We start from the raw sequence: 19,242 nt of genomic DNA on the forward strand, positions 1-19,242 counted from the left end.
ATTTTATCTTATCGCTATTATGATAGGTGCAATTATATGAGCTGTCAATCAAAAGATTATCAGCGGTATCTGCTGTTGAGTTTGTAGAAGCTTTCAATATCAGCCTCCAGATCTCCCGCTGTCACATTCTCCGTGTAGAGGTAATCCTGAAGCCAGGGGTAGTACACTTCATTCCTCACCCGGTTCCAGAGATAATCGGGCGCAGCCGGAAAGATGATCTGTTCGGCAGGGGGGACCGGAAGTTCCGGCCCGGCTTGGGATGCCGACAGCACCCGCTCGTTTACCAGGCGGCTGCTGCTGAATCCCTGGAGGAACCCCACAGGGCTGTCATCACGGCTGACTCTGAATTCAAAATAGGCACTTTGAAACTCGCTGCTGAGAATTTTCCGCAGAAACCGAAAGGCTCTGCGTGTATTCCTGCTTGAATCGAGAACTGCCGAATACATAATGGGCTGAATCACCTCTGCTCCGTCATCAGAATAGAGCCATTTATAGCTGAATTCACGGATCCTGGAGGGGCCCGCCTGGAGGTGTTCGTGTAAACTGCTGAGTGCCGAGTGAATCCGCCGGGCTTCCATATCCGCATGATCCGCAGAGTAGGCAAATACGCTGTTGAAATACAGCTGTGCCGGGGGACGCTGTTCCAGTTGTTCCAGCTCGGACCGGATTGTCTCCAGTGCAGGTTCCAACGTGGACGAGTCAGGTACGCGTCCCCTTACAGATGTTTCCTGCCGGATGAGGATGTCGAGAAAACGGATATCTCTCAGACTTGAAAACCCCATTTCAGAGTAATTTTCACCCCGTATGCGGGTGTACTCCTCTGCCAGCCTCAGCAGGTCAGAGCTGCCGATGCTATGGGTGTCCGGCCTTGCCGCTGCCATTTCCTGGTTGAAATACACAATAGGCAGGTTGAACGAGAGGGGAACAATCCCCAGTCGTTTGTCCCGGATAAAGGGACGGTATGAACCGGGATACAGATCCGCGAACACGAAGCTGTCTCTGGCAGGGGTCAACTGCTCCCAGCGTCTCAGGGGATATGAGTGTATGAACGGGGAAAACGCCTGGTTTGCGATGCTGCTGCTGATGATGATGTCCGCCTGACTTCCTCCGATTGCCGCAGAACGGTCAGCTTCGCTGCTGAATTCGATATGAAAATCCTGGTGCTCCGACGCGCCTCTGATGAATTCGAGATAATCAGCCACCTGGGGATCGTCTGTGATAATCGTAAGGGGTCGGGAAAATATGCCGCAGGAATAGATGCCTGCGGCGCCAATAATGATAATCAGCAGGAAAACCCATCTTCCCTCAGCTTTCATGAAGCTCCCGGGCTGTGGTAATCACCTCTGAGTACAGGGTATCAATTTCGTCATGATCTACGCGGCAAAGGCGATGCGGAGGTAATCTTCACCGATTGCGATGCTTCCGATCCCTTTTTCCAGCAGTGCAAGACGCAGCTGTTCAGCGGAAACTCCGGGCGTACGGAACGCCATAAAATATCCGGAGTTAAAAGGCAGGGGCGTAAGTATCCGGGAAAGCTCTTCCCCCGCCGGCCCGGTACTCCCGGTCCAGAATGCTGCGCACCTTCAGGTAGCGCTGTTTCAGATCCTCAGCCGCGGCCTGCTTCTGTGCAGAGTAATCCGGGTGCTGGAGAATCTGAATCAGAAGGTTCTGGCTCAGGCCGGGGCAGTTGGATACGGTACCACGGATTGAACCCATGAGCTTCTGCAGCATGGGGTTGAACTGTTCTTCGGTCATCCCTTTGGATGCAAAGGTCATAAAGCCACCCGGAATCCCCAGGCGTACTCTTCCTTGGTTGCGCCGTCCACCTTCAGTGCCACCACATTTTCATGAAGGTCCGCACAATCGGTGAAAAGACTTTCCCTGCGGATATTCTCTTCATAAAAAAGGCCGAAGTAGGCGTCGTCATGAACGGTGAGAATATCATTTCCCTGTTCGGCGGCCTCCAGAATTGCAGCGCTCAGCTGCTTCGCCTCTTCTTCTGTGGGGCTGTAACCTGTGGGGTTATTGGGAAAATTCAGAAGGATAATCACCTTTCCCCGGCTGCCGTTTTTCCGGGATTCCCGAAGGCTGGCATTCAGCTGCTCCCTGAACCCGTCAGTGTTCAGACTGCCCTGGCCGGTGAAAAACGGGAAGCTGTCAATTACCGCTTCCCTGCGCTCACTGAGTATCAGTTTGTAGTTTCCCCAGAACATATCCGGGACAATCACCCTGTCACCGGGGTTCACAAACAACTCAGCCATCTGAAAGATGCCGGATGTGAGGCCGGCGACCACCATGGGCAACGTGGCGTTCTTCCCCTTCAACCCGGGGTTGCGCGCCAGCTGCTGTTCCCGCCACAGCTCTCTCAGCCGGGGATTTCCACCGGTGGGAGCATAGGACACTGCTTCCGCTTCGCTCAGGCTGGGAAGCATGGAATCAAGCAGAGGCAGGGCATAGGGGTGGCCGTCTTTGTATGCCATGCCGATGGTGGCGTTCATGCGCTCTGCCTTCTTTTTTGCTTCTGCGCTCTGTGCAACGATGCCTTTGGGGAAGAACATTTTTTTCCCCAGTTCCGAGAGCATCCGGTACACCGCTGTATGTTCAATTTCTTCGTTTAATTCGTTTGCCAGTGGATTCATAGAGCAAGAATAGCAAGATGGGTGTTGATTGACAACTGGTGGGAATTCTCTTACTGTAATTATCATGGCAAGCACATCGGGAAATGATGAATCCGGGGCGATGAATATCCTGAACTGGATTCTGAATGTTTTTACCGGCGGGAATGATCCCGAGCGGGAGAAAAAACGTTTACTCAAACAATTGGGGAAAGATCTTTCCCGTGGAAAGTATAAATTCTACAAGCCCAGAGGTTCCCAAGCCTTACCGGGGCTGGGAAAGTTTTTTTTCGAGATATATAAAATAACCGCCAGTGCCGCCACTCTCCTGAGAAATGCACAGTCCAGCACCGCCCTCCGGGAAATGTGCATCGAATACTTCATGACGACAAACAGCGTGAACTTGCAGCATCGTTTGAAGAATCCGCAATCCGTGAATCCGCAAAAACCATGGATCCCAAAGTGCATGCTTCAAAGCTCAAGGATAATATGGTGAGCTTCTTCAGCAGTTTCGACAGCGGCATGGTGAATCAGGTTGACGGGGCATATTCCCGGATTCAGCAGCTCATCGAATTCGTGAACTTCGATTATTATTTTGTTCTGAAAAAGTTTGACTCATCATTTCAGGAAGGTAATGTAACTGCGCCGCCCAAGCTGGAGGCGATCAACGCCGATTACGTGAGCGATGATATTAAGGACTTTCTGGAAGTGATGCTCCCGCTGGACCGTGAGGGAGACTGGAACCAGGTGATGGATATTCTTGCCCAGTACAAGGGTGTGGAGGTGGTAAACCGCCAAGCCTGGAACCGTCTCATGAATGCGCTGAAGGGTATTGTGAACTCAAATGTGCTCACAATGATTGTTCAGCACATAGATCAGGACCCGTACTGGACGCCCCAGATGGAAGTCACCAGAACCCGGATTATAGAGTCCTATCTGGAAACTCTGCGGACCCGGACGGAAAATGTGGTGCAGAAAATTCTCTCCGAGAAACGTAATGCAAAGGTTGAAAAGCTCTGCGTTGCAGTGTTCGGTTCAAATCCCACGCCGCGGATGAAGTTTTACAATGAGAAAGCGAACATGATGTTCAGCAAGAAGCTGAATGTTGAATACCTGTATACAACTCCCATGAATTACCTGAAAACTTTTCTCCTGGATTTCTTTAAAAAAGATATTCGCGAGCTTGAGGATCTCCTTCTTGTGAGGGGCAAATGGTCCACTAATGTCATGTCCCAGCAGATGTCCGATGCCTATTACCGGGTGCTGGAAATTTCTGAGCAGCTCCTGCAGTTCGATGAAAGCCTGAACGAGGAAGGAGAGCTTGGATCCAGACTGAAGCGTTCTCTTGCACGGGTTGTGGACCGGGATCCCTCAACTGCTCGGAATGTACAGACCATGGTGAAAGAGATCAATGACGATGCCATACAAATTATCAATGAAGCAGCAGGAAACCTCATATCTTTCGGCAAAAACCTGAAAAGCCTTATTGAAGACTCGGAAAGAAAAGACCATGAGCTGATTATCAATTGGAAAGAACTTGAGAGCATGTCTGAAACGCCGGTGAAAAACCGGATGGCGGATGCCTACAAGAAAATCTACTATTTCATTCAGCTGATGCAGATGTTTGTAAAACCCGGGAAACCTGAAGTTCCGCCGGTGTAACAGCCTGCCCCAGCCTGTATCCACCGGGAGAGGGCTGAGCGTATGGCCCTTCAGAATCCTCAGCCTTCACCCGTATGCACGCCTTCCAGCTCCAATAGAAATTCCTTGATCTCCCGGCCCCGGACTGCGTCCAGTCTGGACAGGGAGTATTCTCCCAGTCCGCCGCTTTTAGGAACCACCCGGTGACAGGGAATGACGATGGGAACGGGATTGATGCCTACAGCCCTTCCGACGGCCTGGGCTGCGAATTTTCTTCCCACTTTCTGGGCCACCTCACCATAGGTCATGGTGCTTCCGAACGGGATCTTCTGAACCCGGGACCACACATCCATCTGAAAATCTGTACCTTCCAGCACCACATCCAGCTCGAAATGATGCAGCCTTCCCTGAAAATATTCTTCAAGCTGATATGCAAGTTCACCGCAGGCATAGCGGTTCTCTTCCACACGAAAATCAGATAAATCATCATGCACAGGAGTGTAGCTGATACGCAGAACTGCACCGTCCCTGTCCACCGCCAGGTAGAGCGGGCCGATGGGACTTTTCATGCTGTGGGTGAATACAGTGGCAGACACATTATTCGGGTTCATTATTCATATTATACGAAGCCGGAAGCCGGCTGTCCAAGGGAGAAGGGGGCGTGACAGTTAAAACTTCAGGTGCAGTCCGGTAAACCCAGGCGAAAATATCAGCCTCGAGACATCCGGTGAGTAGCTGCCGTACTCATAGGCATTCAGAGAAAAACTGCCTTCAAGAGTTAATGCCATTCCGAAGCTGGAGAGTACCAGCCCTGTGTAGAACGGAATATAATGGAGCCGCTGAGCTCTGCGGAGCTCCGCTTTGGCATCCTCCAAATCATCGATGCTTCCGCTGCCCTCAAATGATTCGTATGCCGCCAGCGCTTCATTCAGTGGTTTCCGGTTTACGGCCCCCCAAACGGTGACTCCTCCCCCCGCAATACTCATGATGAGTCCGGCTATCATTTTCTGTTCACCGCTGAGCACCTGGCCGGAGTCCTGCTCATCAGTCTGAAGCGGGGAAGGAACAGGTTCTCCCTGAAGTGCCGGCGGGGCGACGAGAAGCAGCATCATTAGTACGGCCAGTGCGGGGCGTATCATTGTGAAATATCCTCCAGCGTAATTTCCGGAAACGGTGATTCCCACTGCCAGCCGGTTTTTCCTTCCCGGCGGTAATGTTCCACCCTCCGAATACTAATTTCGGCAAAAATCGGGTCTATATCAAGGGTGATGCAGCGCCTTTCCAGTCTCTCCGATGCAAGAAGTGTGGTTCCGGCATGGGAAAAGCTGTCAATCACCGTATCATCCGCATTGCTGCTGCTGAGTATAACCCGTTCCATGGCCTGTAACGGCTTTTGAGCATAGGCTCCCGGTACATTTTCCTCCAGCCGGTAAAACACCTGCTGAAGATCTACCCAGACATTACCCGGACGGATGTTCTCATTTCTGCTTCGCTGTTCATTGCTGCGCTGATTCCGGTAATAGCCCTTCAGAATTCGGGGGATCTGAGTGTACACCGGCTGAAATGAGGGCGTTCCTCTGGTGTAATACAGCAGTTCCTGTCGTACGCTCATCCAGTTTTTTTGGGTTCCGTATCCGCGCTGATTTCTCATGGTAATAAAACTCCGGCTTCTGAGTTCTTCAAATTGCCGCATCATCAGCATAAATTCCGGAAGGGGCTGGAAATGATCGTTTTGGTCCGCTCCCAGCCAGATGTAAAAATTCAGATCCTCTGCGCATACTTCCAGAAGGGATCGTACCCAGGACTCGCTGAAACTGATGTATGCTTCCCGATCACCGGAAAACAGCTGGCGGCTGCTGCGCCCTCCCACTTTGAAATTATACGGGGGGTCGCAGAGAGCCAGTACAGGGGGGGATGACCGGAAATCCGGAGACTGAGTGAGACTTTTCAGAAAGTCCGGGTCACGGGCATCACCCGCAGCCACTACATGCCTTCCCCGGGGATCCTTCCACACCTCTCCGGGCTGCAGCCTGCAGTGGGGCAGGAGCAGGGACCGCAGTTCCGGGGATGTATCCAGCCTGGGGAGAGCTTCTTTCATGGTTCTCCGTCCAGCAGCTCCAGATGAATGCCCGAGTCCGCTTCCTTTTCCTTGCTTTGGATCATGCTCAGGAGCCTGGGGGGCAGAAATGCAGTCACCACTACATCCTGATCGCCGTACTCAGTTTCTATAACTCTTCCTTCCCGGTGGGCCAGAGAGATGATATCGCCCTTGTTGTGGGTCATGGTGAGCCGCACCTTCTGAAGGGTTTTGGAAATCTGGTGTTCCACGGCCTGTGCAAGCTCATCAAAACCTTCCCCGTTCTTTACAGAAATAAACAGGGCATCAGGATAGCGCTGACGCATAAAACTCTTCTGATCTCCCCGGGCTGCATCGCATTTGTTGAATACAAGAATTTCCGGTTTATCCTCTACGCCGATCTCTTCCAGTACCGCCCTGGTGGTGGCAATATGCTGATGAAGGTCCGGGTTGGTGATATCTACGATGTGCAGCAGGAAATGGGCAAGGACCGTTTCTTCCAGGGTGGATTTGAAGGCATCCACCAGATCATGGGGCAGCTTTCGGATGAATCCAACGGTGTCGGTGAGTAGAACCTCCATTCCCGAAGGCATATGGTAGCGCCGGGTGGTTGGATCCAGGGTGGCAAAAAGCTTATCTTCCACAAGGATCTGCGAATCGGTGAGGGCTTTGTGAAGGCTGGATTTCCCGGCATTGGTGTAGCCCACAATTGCCGCAGTGGGTACCGGAATGGATTCCCGCTGCTTTCTCAATGTAGATCTCTGGCTTTGAACCTGGGAAAGTTCGTCCTTCAGACGTGCGATCCGGGCTTCCACCAGCCTTCGGTCAACTTCGAGCTGGGTTTCCCCCTCGCCTCTGGTCCCTTTCGCTCCTCCCCGCTGACGGGAAAGATGGGTCCACATGCGTCTGAGCCGGGGCAGACTGTAAATCAGCCGGGCGAGCTCCACCTGGAGCCGCGCCTCCCGGGTATTTGCCCTCTGAGCGAAGATTTCGATGATCACCTGATGCCGATCAATAACCGGTTTTTTGCAGAGCTTCTCAAGATTCCGCTGCTGACTGGGGGAGAGATCGTCATCGAACACCACGTAGTCTGCTTCCAGAGCTTCCGCCTGCACGGCGAGCTCTTCCGCCCAGCCGCTTCCGATGAGGTATTTGGGCTGGGGTTCCCGTACCGGGACGATAAACTCTCCCGCGCTTGTAAAACCCAGGGTTGTGCATAACCCTTCCAGTTCCTCCAGATGATCTCGGGCTTCACGGTCACTGAGTTCTCTGTTCCGGAGCGTTATGAGAAGAGCACTTTCTTCTTTTTGTTGTTCGTATTCTATCATGCCTCTTCAGTATACCCCGGTACGGATATTCTGAGTAGCGAGGCAATTTCGAAAAACAGAGATTTTAGAAGTTATCCCGGTCATTTCTTGTATCATTTTACCCGGGGAAACACCGGAATCAGAGAATCATGGCGGATCTGGCCCAGTCGTAATGATTCTGGCGCAGGAACTCAATATCGGGCATGGGATAGAACAGGACATTTTCCCCCTCGCCGATATAAATACCCCGGTTGATAATGTTATAGGAAAAGCTTTCGCTGTGGCTGCGCTCCACGTTTTTATTCATTTTGTGAGGATCATCCAGTACGGAATGGATGCAGTCTTTGAAATGATCAAGATTCCGGTCGTAGGTGGAGCCGATATTGCCGGTTTTTTCGGGGTTGTCCAGATCGATGGTTTTCAAATCGGCGAATACCACCTTGGGAACAGACACCTTCACTTTGGGGTTTGTCATGTATGCTGCAAATTCATGGGGATCCAGCCGGCTCACCACCAGAGGATTGATGGGACACAGTTCATTGTAGACATAGAATTGAGCATCTCTGGGAGCTGCGTATGCCTCCGGCTGAATTTCCAGGCTTCTTCCGTCGGTGGTCACAAGAAACATGGACTGCATCATGTCCAGAGGGGTATGCTCCAGGCTGCGGTATACTGAAAGCCACACGGAATTCTTCGGGCGGCCGTCATCGTGCATCACACAACGCTCCCTGGCATAGTCCCAGTCGAAGTAGTCACCATAATTCCCCTTGACCTGTATAAACATGATCCGTTCGAAGGAACCGTTGGTTTTTCCGGTAGCCATATAGCTTCCAAAATGCCTGGGTTCAAGCTGACTTGCGATTAATGCCTGGTTTGGAAAAACTGAAAGATAAAAATAGGTCTGCATACCGTGTACCTCCCCTAAAATCTTATGCCCAACCGTTCAAATTGTACATAAAAAAAAGTAAGATATGATCATGACTGGGGAAGAAGCGCATCCGCCGAACTGCCATAAATGCATTCACTTCTACGTGACCTGGGACCCGGTATTTCCCAAAGGCTGCCGCCAGTTCGGTATCAAATCGAAGCAGCTGCCCTCCATGCTGGTGAGAAAAAATACCGGCCGCCGCTGTCCGTCATTTCAGAAAAATCCGAAAATCAAGGACTGACCACCACTGTGAAGCTTTCCGGATACCCGGATCGGGCAATGCAAGCGTTTGTGTTGCATTGCAGTTGAAATCCTTTGGCTGAATTAAATGGCAAAGTGGCGGGTATATACCTGCCAGGTGCTGGATACCAGGCTTTCGACATCGCTCTCCCGGGCCTCCCAGTTCAGCAGCTTTTTGGCCTCCCTGCTTGAGGCTACCAGTTTTGCGGGATCCCCCGGGCGCCGGTCGGCAACTTTGGACGGAATGCTCTGACCAGTGAGCCTTCTTGCGGTTTCAAGCATTTGATTCACCGAGATTCCCGACTCGCTTCCCAGATTGACGATGATGTCGGAATTTTGGGTATCGAGATATTCCATCGCCGAAACGTGGGCCCGTGCCAGATCGCTCACATGAACGTAATCCCGTACGCCGTATCCATCCTCCGTATCAAAATCGTTTCCGAAAATGCTCAGTTCAGGGCGCTTTGAGACTGCCACCTCCATGATCACCGGGAGAAGGTTTGCGGGATTCTGTTCCAGCCCGGTGATGCGTCCTTTTGCGTCATATCCAGCAGCATTGAAATAGCGGAGGGCGGCAAAACGGATGTCCCTGAGTTTGGAGTACCACTGGAGGAAGCGCTCGATCTCAAGTTTTGTGAAGCCGTAGTAGTTTTCCGGGTCGCATTCGTGCTTCTCATCTATGGGAAGATACCGGGGTTCGCCGTAAACCGCAGCAGAGGAGGAGAAAACGATCCGGGGCGTTCCGGTCTCCGACATGGAGTTGAGAATGTTCAGTGTTCCGGTGATATTATTCACCGAGTACTTTTCCGGTTTAATCATGGACTCCCCGGCAGCCTTGAACGCCGCAAGATGGATCACACAGTCAAACGGCCCCTTGTTTTCCATGCAGCTCACCAGCTGCTCCTTCTGAAGAATATCTCCATGAGTGAATCCGGCACCGCTGAAAAGGTTTTCCCTCACACCGCTGGAAAGGTTGTCAAAGACTTCAACGCTGTGCCCCTGTTCAAGCAGCTCAAGGGTTACATGGCTTCCAATGTAGCCTGCTCCGCCGATTACCAATACGTTCATATCTGCTCCTTGCCCTGGTTCATTCCCCTTTTACGGGGGGTCATTCTTCTTGTAAGCCGTCTTGCCTTCTATTAGTATGTTGTATGTCCCGTGACGTCTCTAACGGGTATTCCCATTTCAAGAAGGTGCGGCGCATGTCTGAAAATAGAGAAAAGTACGATTTTACCATTCCAACCCTGGGGCTGGGAAAGGTAAAGTCCCCGATTCTTCTTTCCAAGGTGTTTGGAGATACTATAGCAAACTATGTGAGTGATGACGAGAAAATTCTCTACCATATTCAGGTGGATGAGGATTCTCCCGGCTGTGCCTATGAGGATTACGGCACCATTCAGAAGGCAGGACCAAGGGAAAAGATCTATTTCAATCCTGATCATGTGCGCGCCGGCATCATCACCTGCGGAGGGCTGTGTCCGGGGCTGAACGATGTCATCCGCTCTGCGGTACGCACTCTGTGGTACCGCTACGGAGTCAGGCGGATTACGGGCATCAAGTTCGGGTATAACGGTCTGCTGGGGGCGGTGGAAGATTCGCTCATGGATCTGAATCCTGATGTGGTGGATGATATTCACCGCATCGGCGGTAGCATTCTGGGAAGTTCACGGGGCGGCGGGGACCGCACCGATGAGATTGTGGATGCCATTGAGCGATTGAACCTCAACATGCTGTTCACAATAGGCGGAGACGGAACCCAGAAAGGGGCTCTTGCCATTGCAGAGGAAATCGAACGGAGAAAACTGAAAATCGCAGTGGTGGGCATACCGAAAACGATAGACAACGATCTCAGCTTTATCGAACGGAGTTTCGGGTTTGAAACGGCGGTTGTACGGGCCACCGAATCGGTATTTGCAGCCCACCAGGAAGCCCACTCCGCCATAAATGGTGTGGGACTTGTGAAGCTGATGGGCCGGGACAGCGGGTTTATCGCCGCCCATACCGCCATGGCAAGTCACGATGTGAATTTTGTACTCATCCCCGAAGTTCCCTTCGATCTTGAAGGTGCCGACGGTCTTTTTGAACAGCTGAAAAAGCGGTTGGAACGGAGAAACCATGCGGTTATCGTGGTGGCCGAAGGGGCCGGACAGGAACATCTTGCAGCCGATGCCCGCACCGATGCTTCGGGCAATAAAGTATTGGGGGATATCGGGCTATATCTGAAGCGGCGGATTGTGGAGCATTTTGATTCCATCGGATATCCGGTGAACCTGAAGTATATCGACCCCAGCTATATCATCCGGAGTTCCGTGGCCATTCCCACGGACAGTCTCTACTGCTCCCGTCTGGGCACCAATGCAGTGCATGCGGCAATGGCGGGGAAAACCAAGACCCTTATCAGTCTGTTGAACAACCACTATGTACATGTTCCAATAGAATTGGCAACCAGAACCAGAAATTACGTGGATCCCGAGGGCAGTCTGTGGAGGGATGTTATCGACTCCACCAGCATGCCGATCCAGATGACCAATCCGAAAAAATAACACCCGGTTCATGCAGGCGGGTACGGAGAGCCTATATGCAAATAATTTACGATCCGTCGGATACTCTTGATATTTCCGATTACGGTATAGATATACCCATCTCATTTAATAATGCACGGAAAACCACCGAGCTGCTCACTGAAGATTACCGGAAGTCCGCCGAAAATAAAGCCGGAGAAAAGGCCGGAGAAAATCGGCGCATGGCTTCTTTACCTTCCTGGTATCATACTGAGCTGGACCCGCCGCCGGGAACACGGGAGTTGTCGGCAGTGCACGATCCGGCGTATATCGGCCGGCTCTTGGACGGCGGAACAAACCTTGAAAAGGAAATTATCCGCACCTTCGAGCTGGTCGACGAAGATGGAAACTATAACCGGTATTCTCCCGATTCCGCTGGGAAAAACCTGGAAGAACTTTTTGCGGTTATCCTGAGACGGGGGGGCGGCAGTGCCAAAGCCGCCCGTCTGGCACTGGAAAAGGGTTCCGCCTTTTATTTCGGCGGAGGATTTCACCATGCTCACTACAGCTTCGGTTCGGGATTCTGTTTTTATAATGATATGCTTGCCGCACGTGAGATGCTTTCTTCCCCGGGGGATGCACCTCTTACCTGGATTATTGATATCGATGCCCATAAGGGCGACGGAACCGCAGAGCTTGTACAGAGGATGAATGAACAGGAAGACCGATCTGTTATAGATCTGAGCATTCATATGGCCCAGGGCTGGCCTCTGGATCTGAAACGCATACCACCGGGGTATGATGCGGATCCCGCCTGGATCCCCGCCGCTCTTGATATTCCCGTATTCACCCACGCCCAGGATCAGTACCTTCCCCTGCTTCGGAAAGGGCTGGAAGATATGGAAGCCATGAGTCTGAAACGCTGGGGCCGGAAAACCCCGGAACTTGCCTTCGTGGTGGCGGGAGCCGACCCCTTTGAGGAGGATGAGCTGCCATCCACCCAGCTTCTGAAGCTGAGCCGCAGCACCATGCTTGAACGCAACCGTCTGGTGCACGGTTTTCTCATGGAGCGGAATATCCCCGCAGCATACGTTCAGGCCGGAAACTACGGGAACAATTCATGGAAGGTGTATTACGATTTTCTCAGCGAATTGCAGGCCCGGGAGCGCTAGGGAGTACCGGATCGCCGGATTCGGCCGCTCAGGGCGGGAATACTGAATACGGCGGGTTTGCCTGGCCCCGACCCGGCAATCCAATTCGGCTCACTCCGCTTCCCCGGCCCTTTTTTCTTGGCCCTTTCAGCACCTGGGGCCCTTTCAGCACCCGGCGGGGAAACGGGCAAAAAAAGGGCCGGCACTCACTGCCGGCCTTATCCATCGGGGGTACTACACCCCGGGATGTTTTGTACCAATGTCATAGACATGGAATCGAATGTTTGGGCTTCGTTGCCCGGGGGATATTGAATTGAGGCGGTATTCGAGTTTCACCTCAATTCATCCCCTGCATGTTTAGGTGGATTATTCATATGAATCCTCCCGTACTATATGCAGCTAAGCTTCCGGACGGGCGACAATTTCCCGCCGTTCCGGAACTTGGAATCCGTGCTGATCTACATCAACTAACAAAATTCTAATACCGCCCGGGCCCGGGGTCAATGCTTAACCGTTCTTTTTTGCAAATTCTTTCATATAATCCGCAAGAGCCTGCACACCTTCCAGAGGCATTGCATTATAGATGGACGCCCGGCATCCGCCCACAGAGCGGTGACCCTTCAGTCCGAGCATATCCCTCTGGGAAGCTCCTTTGAGGAACTCATCCTGCAGCTCTTCATTCTTTAATGTGAACACAACATTCATGTGGCTGCGCACATCTTTATCCACCGGGCAGTTATAGAATCCGTCGGTATTATCAATCACTCCGTACAGCAGTGAAGCCTTCCGGCTGTTCAATTCCTGAATTCCTTCAAGACCGCCTTTTCCTTCGATCCATTTCAGAACCTTGCTCATTGCCCAGATGGGGAACACCGGAGGGGTGTTGTACAGGCTGTCTTTATCTGCGTGGGTTTTATATTTCAGGTATGCTCCCAGTTTTTCGGGTGCCCGGTTGATCATATCTTTCCGGATAATCACCATGGTAACGCCGGCCGGGGCAAGGTTTTTCTGTGCACCTGCATAGATCAGTCCGAAACGGTCCACAGGGAGGGGGCGGGAGAGAATATCTGACGACATATCCGCAACAACTGGAATATCACTTTCGGGAAAATCCTTCCACTGAACACCGTTGATAGTCTCATTGCTGGTGATATGGAGATATGCGCTTTCCGCATTGGGTTTCAAATCCGCAGGAGAAGGCAGACTGGTATAAGCTCCGTCTTTCCCGTCCCAGAGAACATTGGCCTCAGCGTAGAGCTTGGCATCCGCCAGCGCTTTTTTCGCCCAGGTACCGCTTACAACGAAATCCACCGAAGATTTATCTCCCAGCAGATTCTGGGGAATCATTGAAAACTGAAGGGTTGCACCGCCTCCCAGAAGGAGAACCTCATAATCGTCGGGTACATCGAGCAGGGATTTAATGCCGTTGATAACGGAAAAATGCACCTCATCATATTCTTTGCTTCGGTGACTTGTTTCCACCAAAGAAAGACCGCTGCCCTGATAATCAACCAGATCCTTTTCAAGCTCCTTCAACACCTCAAAAGGCAGGGTGGAAGGTCCGGCGTAGAAATTATACTTTCGTGCCATGTGTGGTCTCCTTGTGTTTTCCTTTGTCCGGCAAAATTCGCCGGAAATCGATAATTATTTATAGTATACGAATGGGTATTCCACTGCAATACACCTCGGGAAGTGCACTTCAAATCAGCTTAACGTAAAATCAAGATATACGGAAATAATGGATAACAGCTCCAGAGTGATGGCGGTGATAAAAAACAGCATTCCTCTGGAAAGCCATTTGGTTTTCCGCATGTTGATCTTTGAGATAGCATACAACTGTTTGCTGAACATGGTATACACCGCATGATCATCCTCCGCCAGATCTGCAAGATAGCGTGCATAATTGCCGGGGGTTCTGAAACGGGAGATACCGCCGAAAAACGTGGGATTGATCTGAAACCCCCGCTCTTCTTCTTTTGGCTCCCGGGGGACCTTTACCAGTTTGGGTCGAATAACCATGAGCAGGGAGAAGATTGTGAGGACGGCGGCAATGAAGTAGAAGAACACCAGCACCAGGCTGGCGACATTCGCCGACACCTTATCGAAGTGAACGATAAAAAACACCATGAATACCCCCAGGGTGGATAACAGTGCTGTGGCTTTTGAATCTGAGCGCTGGAGATTTTGCTGTTCTGTGTCCAGGATGCGCAACAGCACCGTGAGCTTTTCGGTAAATGCCTTCATGGATACTACTCCTCGGAATACCTTCATCATAGCCGGGATGGCGCGGTTGTGTCCAATTTCGGCCAATTTCTGGACAGGCCGGCCGGACAGGTTTATTCTGGCTGTATGCGTGAGGAACAAATACATATACCCGTTAAGGGATCCATGGCCTTTGCCCGGATTTGGCATGCCAAGGGCGAAGCCAGGGGCATTATTCTGCTGGTTCACGGTGCGCTGGAGCATTCGGGACGGTACGGGAACTTCGCTCTTTTTCTGGCCCATCACGGGTATCATGTTGTGGGATACGACCTGAGAGCCCACGGCTACTCCGCGCTGAGCAGCAAACATGCGGGGGACTCCCGTGCCATTACCCGTGCAATTCAGGAAACTCCCGATTTCGGGTATATGCCCGGTGAAGAGGGGTGGTATCTGTATCTTGATGATTTCGCCCAGGTGGTGGATTACATAAGCGCCCGGTATTCGGGGCTCAAGATTTTTGTGTTTTCACACAGCATGGGATCCATGATCGCCCGTTCCGCCCTTTCGCTGCTGCCGCCGGGACAGCTTGGAAAAATCCGGGGAATGATCCTCAGCGGCACCCCGGGCAACGGAGGGCTGCGTGCCAAGGCCGGGAGGATCATCGTGAACTCTGCCATAAAGAAGAACGGAGATGCACATATCAGTCCCAAGATACATGATCTGGCCTTCGGTCCCTATTCAAAATCCCGGAAATTCTCCTCGGTGCGCACCGAGCAGGACTGGATCAGCAGCGTACCCGACGAAGTGGATTCATATATCGCCGATCCGCTTTGCGGTACCCTCATGCGCTTGGGCTTCTACAAGACCCTTGCAGAGGGCAACATCTATCTCTACAGCAAGGCATACAAAAAAGCCCTCACCGGGAAGAGCATCCCTCTCATGATGATCGCAGGGGACCATGATCCGGTAAGCTCCTTCGGCAGGAGCGTGCTGAGACTCGCAGATTTCTTCCGCCGTCTTGATTGGCAGGACGTACGGGTGAAGATCTACCCTCAGGGAAGACATGAACTTCTTCACGATGCCATGAAGGCCCGGGTCTACGATGATCTCCTTGACTGGCTGAACGAACACTGAACCGGCGGCGCTGAACCGGCCGGCTCACAGGCCCGGACACCGCCGCTCCCCTTGAATCGGCGGGGAAAAATGGACCGGCGGGGATAAAAAAAAGCGGCAGGGCTTTCGCCCCGCCGCCGCATATCAGCATTCATTCAATTCAGCTGCGTACCCCCAGGAGTGCGCTGAATTCCTGGAGAGCAGGATCCAGCTCGCCGTCTCCCAACACCTGCTTGGTAAGTACTTTCCCCAGCTGAACCCCTTCCTGATCGAAGCTGTTCAGATTCCACACAAGTCCCTGGAACATTACCTTGTTTTCAAAATGGGCCAGAAGGGCGCCAAGAACTCGGGGGGTGAGTGATTTGCTGTAGAGCAGACTTGAAGGGCGTTCACCCTGAAATGTTTTATTGGGGTTGTCATCCTTCTTGCCCTTGGCGAAGGCGATAATCTGGGCCGCCAGATTTGCGTTCAGCTTCTGCTGGCTTGTGGAGCCTTCCCAGTTCACATCCAGACCGTCCTGGCTGTTGAGAAAGCCGATGAACTGCAGGGGAATGATGTCCGTGCCCTGGTGAAGCAGCTGGTAGAAGCTGTGCTGGCCGTTGGTGCCGGGTTCTCCGAAAATAACCGGCCCGGTAAGGTACCCCAGCTGTTCCCCGTCACGGTTTACGTGTTTCCCGTTGCTCTCCATATCCATCTGCTGAAGGTGGGCGGGGAAGCGGCTCATGGCCTGGCTGTAGGGAAGTACTGCAGTTGAAGGGAAGCCCTGAAAATTCCGCTCCCAAATACCGATGAGGGCATCCAGTAATGCCGGGTTTTTCAGAATACCCGCTTCCATCGCGGCAGCATCTGCGGCGTGGGCTCCGTCCAGAAATTCTCTGAATACATCCGCGCCGAAGGCCAGACTGAGTACCGCACCTCCCACTGCGCTGGTGGAACTGTAGCGTCCTCCGATAAAATCATCAATAAAAAAGGAATCCAGATATTCACTGCTTTTGGCCAGCGGGCTGGTCTCGCTGGTTACACAGATGATCTGCTTTCTGGGCTGCTTCACCCCCGCGTGCTTCAGCCGGTCCAGCACCAGCGCTTCATTGGTAAGGGTTTCCTGGGTTGTACCGCTTTTGGAGACCAGGATGAAGAGGGTGGTGGAGGGATCAATCTCTCTGAGGATATCTGCTGCATCGTCGGGGTCAACATTGGAAATGAAACGGGCATTCAGTTTTTCTCCCCGGCCGCGGAATGCCTCCCCGGAACCCTCACTGGAGTTCACATGGTTTTTCAGGGCGAGATACATTGCCCTGGGCCCCAGGTCTGATCCTCCGATACCCACCTGCACAACCGTTGAAAAAGGCTTACCGTTCTCTGCGGTGATCCGGCCGGCATGTACTTCCTCAGCGAAGTCGGCTATCCGGCTGTTCTGTTCATTATAGAACGCCCCCAGATCCCTGCCTTCATGGCTCACGCTTCCTGCAAGCTGTCCTCGGGTGAGGTGATGAAGTACCCGCCGGTTTTCACCGCTGTTCATGTATTCGCCCGATGCAATCAGTCGGAATTTATCGATCAGCTGCTGCTCATCACTCAGCTCCTGCAGTACCGAGAGGATCTGATTGTCCACCTGCTTGGCCGCGTAGTTGTAGTGAAGGGTTTCCTGTTTTCCCAGCTCATAGGATGAGTTGCAGGAAGTTACCCGCTTACCGTCCAGGACCGCAGATAGTGAAGGGGCCTGCAATTTCTGCAGAGCTTTGTATGCTTTGGTTTCATCAAAATTTCGGAATTGTACTTCAGACATTATTATCTCCTCGTTGAAATCCCGGAGGGGATCACTATGGGCTTCAGAATATTCAAAACCGGGGATTTTTACCAGTGCTAATCGCCGTTGCACCCCCGGGTGTATAAAAAACGGAATATGGAGAATATTTATGCCGTTTTTTCGTATTTTTTTGTAAATCCCTTCGGATTGCTCTTTACATTCATGAAGGCCTTGGCTATATTTACTACAAAATTGTATTAAAAAAAGCCGAAGGCTACACAAAAGGAGTTTTTATGTCAGCGAAAGCAATTCTTGACATGATTCAAAAGGAAGGCATCGAATATCTGGATCTTCAGTTCGGTGATATGTTCGGTATGCTTCAGCATACTACCTTCGTTGCGAAAAATATGGATGAGGATCAGCTCACCGAAGGTATTCCTTTTGACGGTTCCAGCATTCGTGCATGGAAGAGCATCGATAAGTCCGATATGGTGTTTAAACCGGACCTGGAATCAGCGTTCGTAGACCCCTTTCGTGAGCGCAAAACTCTTGTACTCTTTGGCGATATCTACGAACCCCGGACCGGTGAACGCTATGAGCGTGCTCCCCGGAATATTGCTCACCGTGCGGTTGAGTACATGAAGAGCCTGGGTATCGGTGATGAGGTGTTCTTCGGTCCTGAACCCGAGTTTTTCATATTTGATTCGGTTCGGATTGAAAACTCTTCCAATGTCAGCTTCTTCGAAGTGGAAACCGGCGAAGGTCCCTGGACTTCAGGTAATGAAGGGGTGAACCTGGGTCATAAAGTGCGCCACAAGATGGGATATTTTCCCGCTACGCCCCAGGATACTCTCATGGATCTGAGAAGTGATATTGTGAATCACATGGAAGATATGGGAATTACCGTATTCCTTCACCACCATGAGGTAGCAACCGCCCAGGGTGAGATCGGAGTGAAATTCGGTGATATTATCAGCGCAGGCGACATGGTTCACAAGTACAAGTATGCCGTGAAAAACACCGCATACCAGTACGGAAAAACTGCAACCTTCATGCCCAAACCCATGTTCGGAGACAACGGCTCAGGAATGCACGTTCATGCTTCCATCTGGAAGGACGGTAAGAATACTTTTGCCGGCGACGGATACGCAAACCTCAGCGAGACCGCTCTCTATGCAATCGGCGGGCTTCTGAAACACGGCCGCTCCATTCAGGCATTCACCAACCCCACGGGAAACAGTTACCGTCGTCTGGTACCCGGCTACGAAGCGCCGGTTAAGCTGGCGTATTCTGCCACCAACCGTTCAGCTGCGGTGCGGATTCCTTATGTGACCGGCGATAAGGCCCGGCGCTTCGAGTTCCGCTGCGGTGACGCTTCCGGTTCGCCCTATCTTGCCTTCGCAGCAATGACCATGGCCATGATCGACGGTATTAAAAACAAAATTGATCCCGGCTCCGCACTGGATAAGAACATCTACGATCTGCCTGCGGAAGAAGCGGATGCGATTCCCTCCACCTGTGCAACTCAGGAAGAGGCAATCAAGGAAATGCTTGCAGATAAAGACTGGCTTACAGCCGGTGATGTGTTTGATGAAGCCTTCATCAAGGCATACACCGATTACCGCCTCCAGGAAGAGGTGGAAATACAGAAACTTCAGCCCACTCCGGTTGAGTTTGAACTGTACTACGACGTGTAAGATTCTTCATCGGGCGGGGATCT

Annotated in this window: 17 protein-coding genes; 5 read left to right on the forward strand and 12 right to left on the reverse strand. The window is 52.0% G+C overall.

The genetic code is table 11. The features are described from left to right. Positions 1–59 precede the first annotated feature (59 nt). The 3 genes from L21SP2_RS01025 to L21SP2_RS18735 all read right to left on the reverse strand — a co-directional run bounded on the left by L21SP2_RS01025 (position 60) and on the right by L21SP2_RS18735 (position 2,639). Complete coding sequence (locus L21SP2_RS01025) at positions 60–1,316, reverse strand: hypothetical protein (protein WP_024266587.1); 1,257 nt, start codon at positions 1,314–1,316, stop codon at positions 60–62. Between the two features lie 187 nt (positions 1,317–1,503). Then, positions 1,504–1,776, reverse strand: coding sequence for a hypothetical protein (locus L21SP2_RS18730; protein WP_024266589.1), 273 nt, complete (start codon positions 1,774–1,776; stop codon positions 1,504–1,506). Then, positions 1,773–2,639, reverse strand: a complete 867-nt coding sequence (locus L21SP2_RS18735; protein ID WP_024266590.1) for an aminotransferase class I/II-fold pyridoxal phosphate-dependent enzyme — start codon at positions 2,637–2,639, stop codon at positions 1,773–1,775. Before L21SP2_RS18735 ends, L21SP2_RS18730 begins: the two co-directional genes overlap by 4 nt. A gap of 342 nt (positions 2,640–2,981) precedes the next feature. Between L21SP2_RS18735 and L21SP2_RS01035 the strand changes: the two genes are divergently transcribed. Then, on the forward strand, positions 2,982–4,277 hold the full coding sequence (locus tag L21SP2_RS01035; protein WP_024266592.1) for a DUF5312 family protein: 1,296 nt from the start codon (positions 2,982–2,984) through the stop codon (positions 4,275–4,277). 59 nt (positions 4,278–4,336) lie between these two features. Here L21SP2_RS01035 and L21SP2_RS01040 read toward each other — a convergent pair whose 3' ends face one another. From L21SP2_RS01040 to galE, 6 genes are all read right to left on the reverse strand, one after another. After that, a complete protein-coding gene (locus L21SP2_RS01040) occupies positions 4,337–4,867 on the reverse strand; it encodes a methylated-DNA--[protein]-cysteine S-methyltransferase (protein WP_024266593.1) in 531 nt (176 codons plus the stop codon). A 57-nt stretch (positions 4,868–4,924) separates the two neighbouring features. Further along, on the reverse strand, positions 4,925–5,395 hold the full coding sequence (locus L21SP2_RS01045) for a hypothetical protein (RefSeq protein WP_024266594.1): 471 nt from the start codon (positions 5,393–5,395) through the stop codon (positions 4,925–4,927). Next, positions 5,392–6,354 carry a DNA-methyltransferase gene (locus L21SP2_RS01050; protein ID WP_024266595.1) on the reverse strand — a complete coding sequence of 321 codons (963 nt, stop codon included), beginning with the start codon at positions 6,352–6,354 and terminating at the stop codon, positions 5,392–5,394. Before L21SP2_RS01050 ends, L21SP2_RS01045 begins: the two co-directional genes overlap by 4 nt. Next, complete coding sequence (gene hflX, locus L21SP2_RS01055; protein WP_024266596.1) at positions 6,351–7,661, reverse strand: GTPase HflX; 1,311 nt, start codon at positions 7,659–7,661, stop codon at positions 6,351–6,353. The genes L21SP2_RS01050 and hflX overlap by 4 nt, the downstream gene beginning before the upstream one ends. Positions 7,662–7,779: 118 nt before the next feature. Beyond that, complete coding sequence (locus L21SP2_RS01060) at positions 7,780–8,547, reverse strand: hypothetical protein (RefSeq protein ID WP_024266597.1); 768 nt, start codon at positions 8,545–8,547, stop codon at positions 7,780–7,782. A 345-nt stretch (positions 8,548–8,892) separates the two neighbouring features. After that, on the reverse strand, positions 8,893–9,876 hold the full coding sequence (gene galE, locus L21SP2_RS01070) for a UDP-glucose 4-epimerase GalE (protein ID WP_024266599.1): 984 nt from the start codon (positions 9,874–9,876) through the stop codon (positions 8,893–8,895). A 134-nt stretch (positions 9,877–10,010) separates the two neighbouring features. Here galE and L21SP2_RS01075 point away from each other — a divergent pair, with 134 nt between their 5' ends. Together L21SP2_RS01075 and L21SP2_RS01080 are read left to right on the forward strand one after the other, a co-directional pair. Continuing rightward, positions 10,011–11,351 (forward strand): ATP-dependent 6-phosphofructokinase, encoded by a 1,341-nt coding sequence (locus L21SP2_RS01075; protein ID WP_024266600.1) that lies wholly within the window; start codon positions 10,011–10,013, stop codon positions 11,349–11,351. Positions 11,352–11,386: 35 nt separating this feature from the next. Further along, on the forward strand, positions 11,387–12,481 hold the full coding sequence (locus L21SP2_RS01080) for an arginase family protein (RefSeq protein WP_024266601.1): 1,095 nt from the start codon (positions 11,387–11,389) through the stop codon (positions 12,479–12,481). Positions 12,482–12,967: 486 nt separating this feature from the next. On the opposite strand, the gene serC is transcribed toward L21SP2_RS01080, so the two are convergent. Beyond that, entirely contained in the window at positions 12,968–14,050 is a 1,083-nt protein-coding gene (gene serC, locus L21SP2_RS01085) for a 3-phosphoserine/phosphohydroxythreonine transaminase (protein WP_024266603.1), read from the reverse strand. 114 nt (positions 14,051–14,164) lie between these two features. Further along, on the reverse strand, positions 14,165–14,704 hold the full coding sequence (locus tag L21SP2_RS01090) for a Pycsar system effector family protein (RefSeq protein ID WP_024266604.1): 540 nt from the start codon (positions 14,702–14,704) through the stop codon (positions 14,165–14,167). A gap of 105 nt (positions 14,705–14,809) precedes the next feature. On the opposite strand from L21SP2_RS01090, the gene L21SP2_RS01095 reads away from it, so the two are divergent. Then, complete coding sequence (locus L21SP2_RS01095; RefSeq protein ID WP_144082883.1) at positions 14,810–15,796, forward strand: alpha/beta fold hydrolase; 987 nt, start codon at positions 14,810–14,812, stop codon at positions 15,794–15,796. Between the two features lie 139 nt (positions 15,797–15,935). Here the strand turns inward: L21SP2_RS01095 and L21SP2_RS01100 are convergent, their stop codons facing one another. Further along, positions 15,936–17,561, reverse strand: coding sequence for a glucose-6-phosphate isomerase (locus tag L21SP2_RS01100; protein ID WP_041400968.1), 1,626 nt, complete (start codon positions 17,559–17,561; stop codon positions 15,936–15,938). Between the two features lie 254 nt (positions 17,562–17,815). Here L21SP2_RS01100 and glnA point away from each other — a divergent pair, with 254 nt between their 5' ends. Continuing rightward, positions 17,816–19,219 (forward strand): type I glutamate--ammonia ligase, encoded by a 1,404-nt coding sequence (gene glnA / locus L21SP2_RS01105; RefSeq protein WP_024266608.1) that lies wholly within the window; start codon positions 17,816–17,818, stop codon positions 19,217–19,219. Positions 19,220–19,242 lie beyond the last annotated feature (23 nt).

It is taken from the genome of Salinispira pacifica, from assembly GCF_000507245.1.
Lineage (GTDB): Bacteria > Spirochaetota > Spirochaetia > DSM-27196 > Salinispiraceae > Salinispira > Salinispira pacifica.

Bases quoted from the DNA above. Each gene is read 5' to 3' on its own strand.
- L21SP2_RS01100 (WP_041400968.1), bottom strand. From the start codon at position 17,561: ATGTCTGAAGTACAATTCCGAAATTTTGATGAAACCAAAGCATACAAA.
- galE (WP_024266599.1), bottom strand. From the start codon at position 9,876: ATGAACGTATTGGTAATCGGCGGAGCAGGCTACATTGGAAGCCATGTA.
- glnA (WP_024266608.1), top strand. From the start codon at position 17,816: ATGTCAGCGAAAGCAATTCTTGACATGATTCAAAAGGAAGGCATCGAA.
- serC (WP_024266603.1), bottom strand. From the start codon at position 14,050: ATGGCACGAAAGTATAATTTCTACGCCGGACCTTCCACCCTGCCTTTT.
- L21SP2_RS18730 (WP_024266589.1), bottom strand. From the start codon at position 1,776: ATGACCTTTGCATCCAAAGGGATGACCGAAGAACAGTTCAACCCCATG.
- L21SP2_RS01090 (WP_024266604.1), bottom strand. From the start codon at position 14,704: ATGAAGGCATTTACCGAAAAGCTCACGGTGCTGTTGCGCATCCTGGAC.
- L21SP2_RS01095 (WP_144082883.1), top strand. From the start codon at position 14,810: ATGCGTGAGGAACAAATACATATACCCGTTAAGGGATCCATGGCCTTT.
- hflX (WP_024266596.1), bottom strand. From the start codon at position 7,661: ATGATAGAATACGAACAACAAAAAGAAGAAAGTGCTCTTCTCATAACG.
- L21SP2_RS01040 (WP_024266593.1), bottom strand. From the start codon at position 4,867: ATGAACCCGAATAATGTGTCTGCCACTGTATTCACCCACAGCATGAAA.
- L21SP2_RS01080 (WP_024266601.1), top strand. From the start codon at position 11,387: ATGCAAATAATTTACGATCCGTCGGATACTCTTGATATTTCCGATTAC.
- L21SP2_RS01050 (WP_024266595.1), bottom strand. From the start codon at position 6,354: ATGAAAGAAGCTCTCCCCAGGCTGGATACATCCCCGGAACTGCGGTCC.
- L21SP2_RS01025 (WP_024266587.1), bottom strand. From the start codon at position 1,316: ATGAAAGCTGAGGGAAGATGGGTTTTCCTGCTGATTATCATTATTGGC.
- L21SP2_RS01060 (WP_024266597.1), bottom strand. From the start codon at position 8,547: ATGCAGACCTATTTTTATCTTTCAGTTTTTCCAAACCAGGCATTAATC.
- L21SP2_RS01075 (WP_024266600.1), top strand. From the start codon at position 10,011: ATGTCTGAAAATAGAGAAAAGTACGATTTTACCATTCCAACCCTGGGG.
- L21SP2_RS01045 (WP_024266594.1), bottom strand. From the start codon at position 5,395: ATGATACGCCCCGCACTGGCCGTACTAATGATGCTGCTTCTCGTCGCC.
- L21SP2_RS18735 (WP_024266590.1), bottom strand. From the start codon at position 2,639: ATGAATCCACTGGCAAACGAATTAAACGAAGAAATTGAACATACAGCG.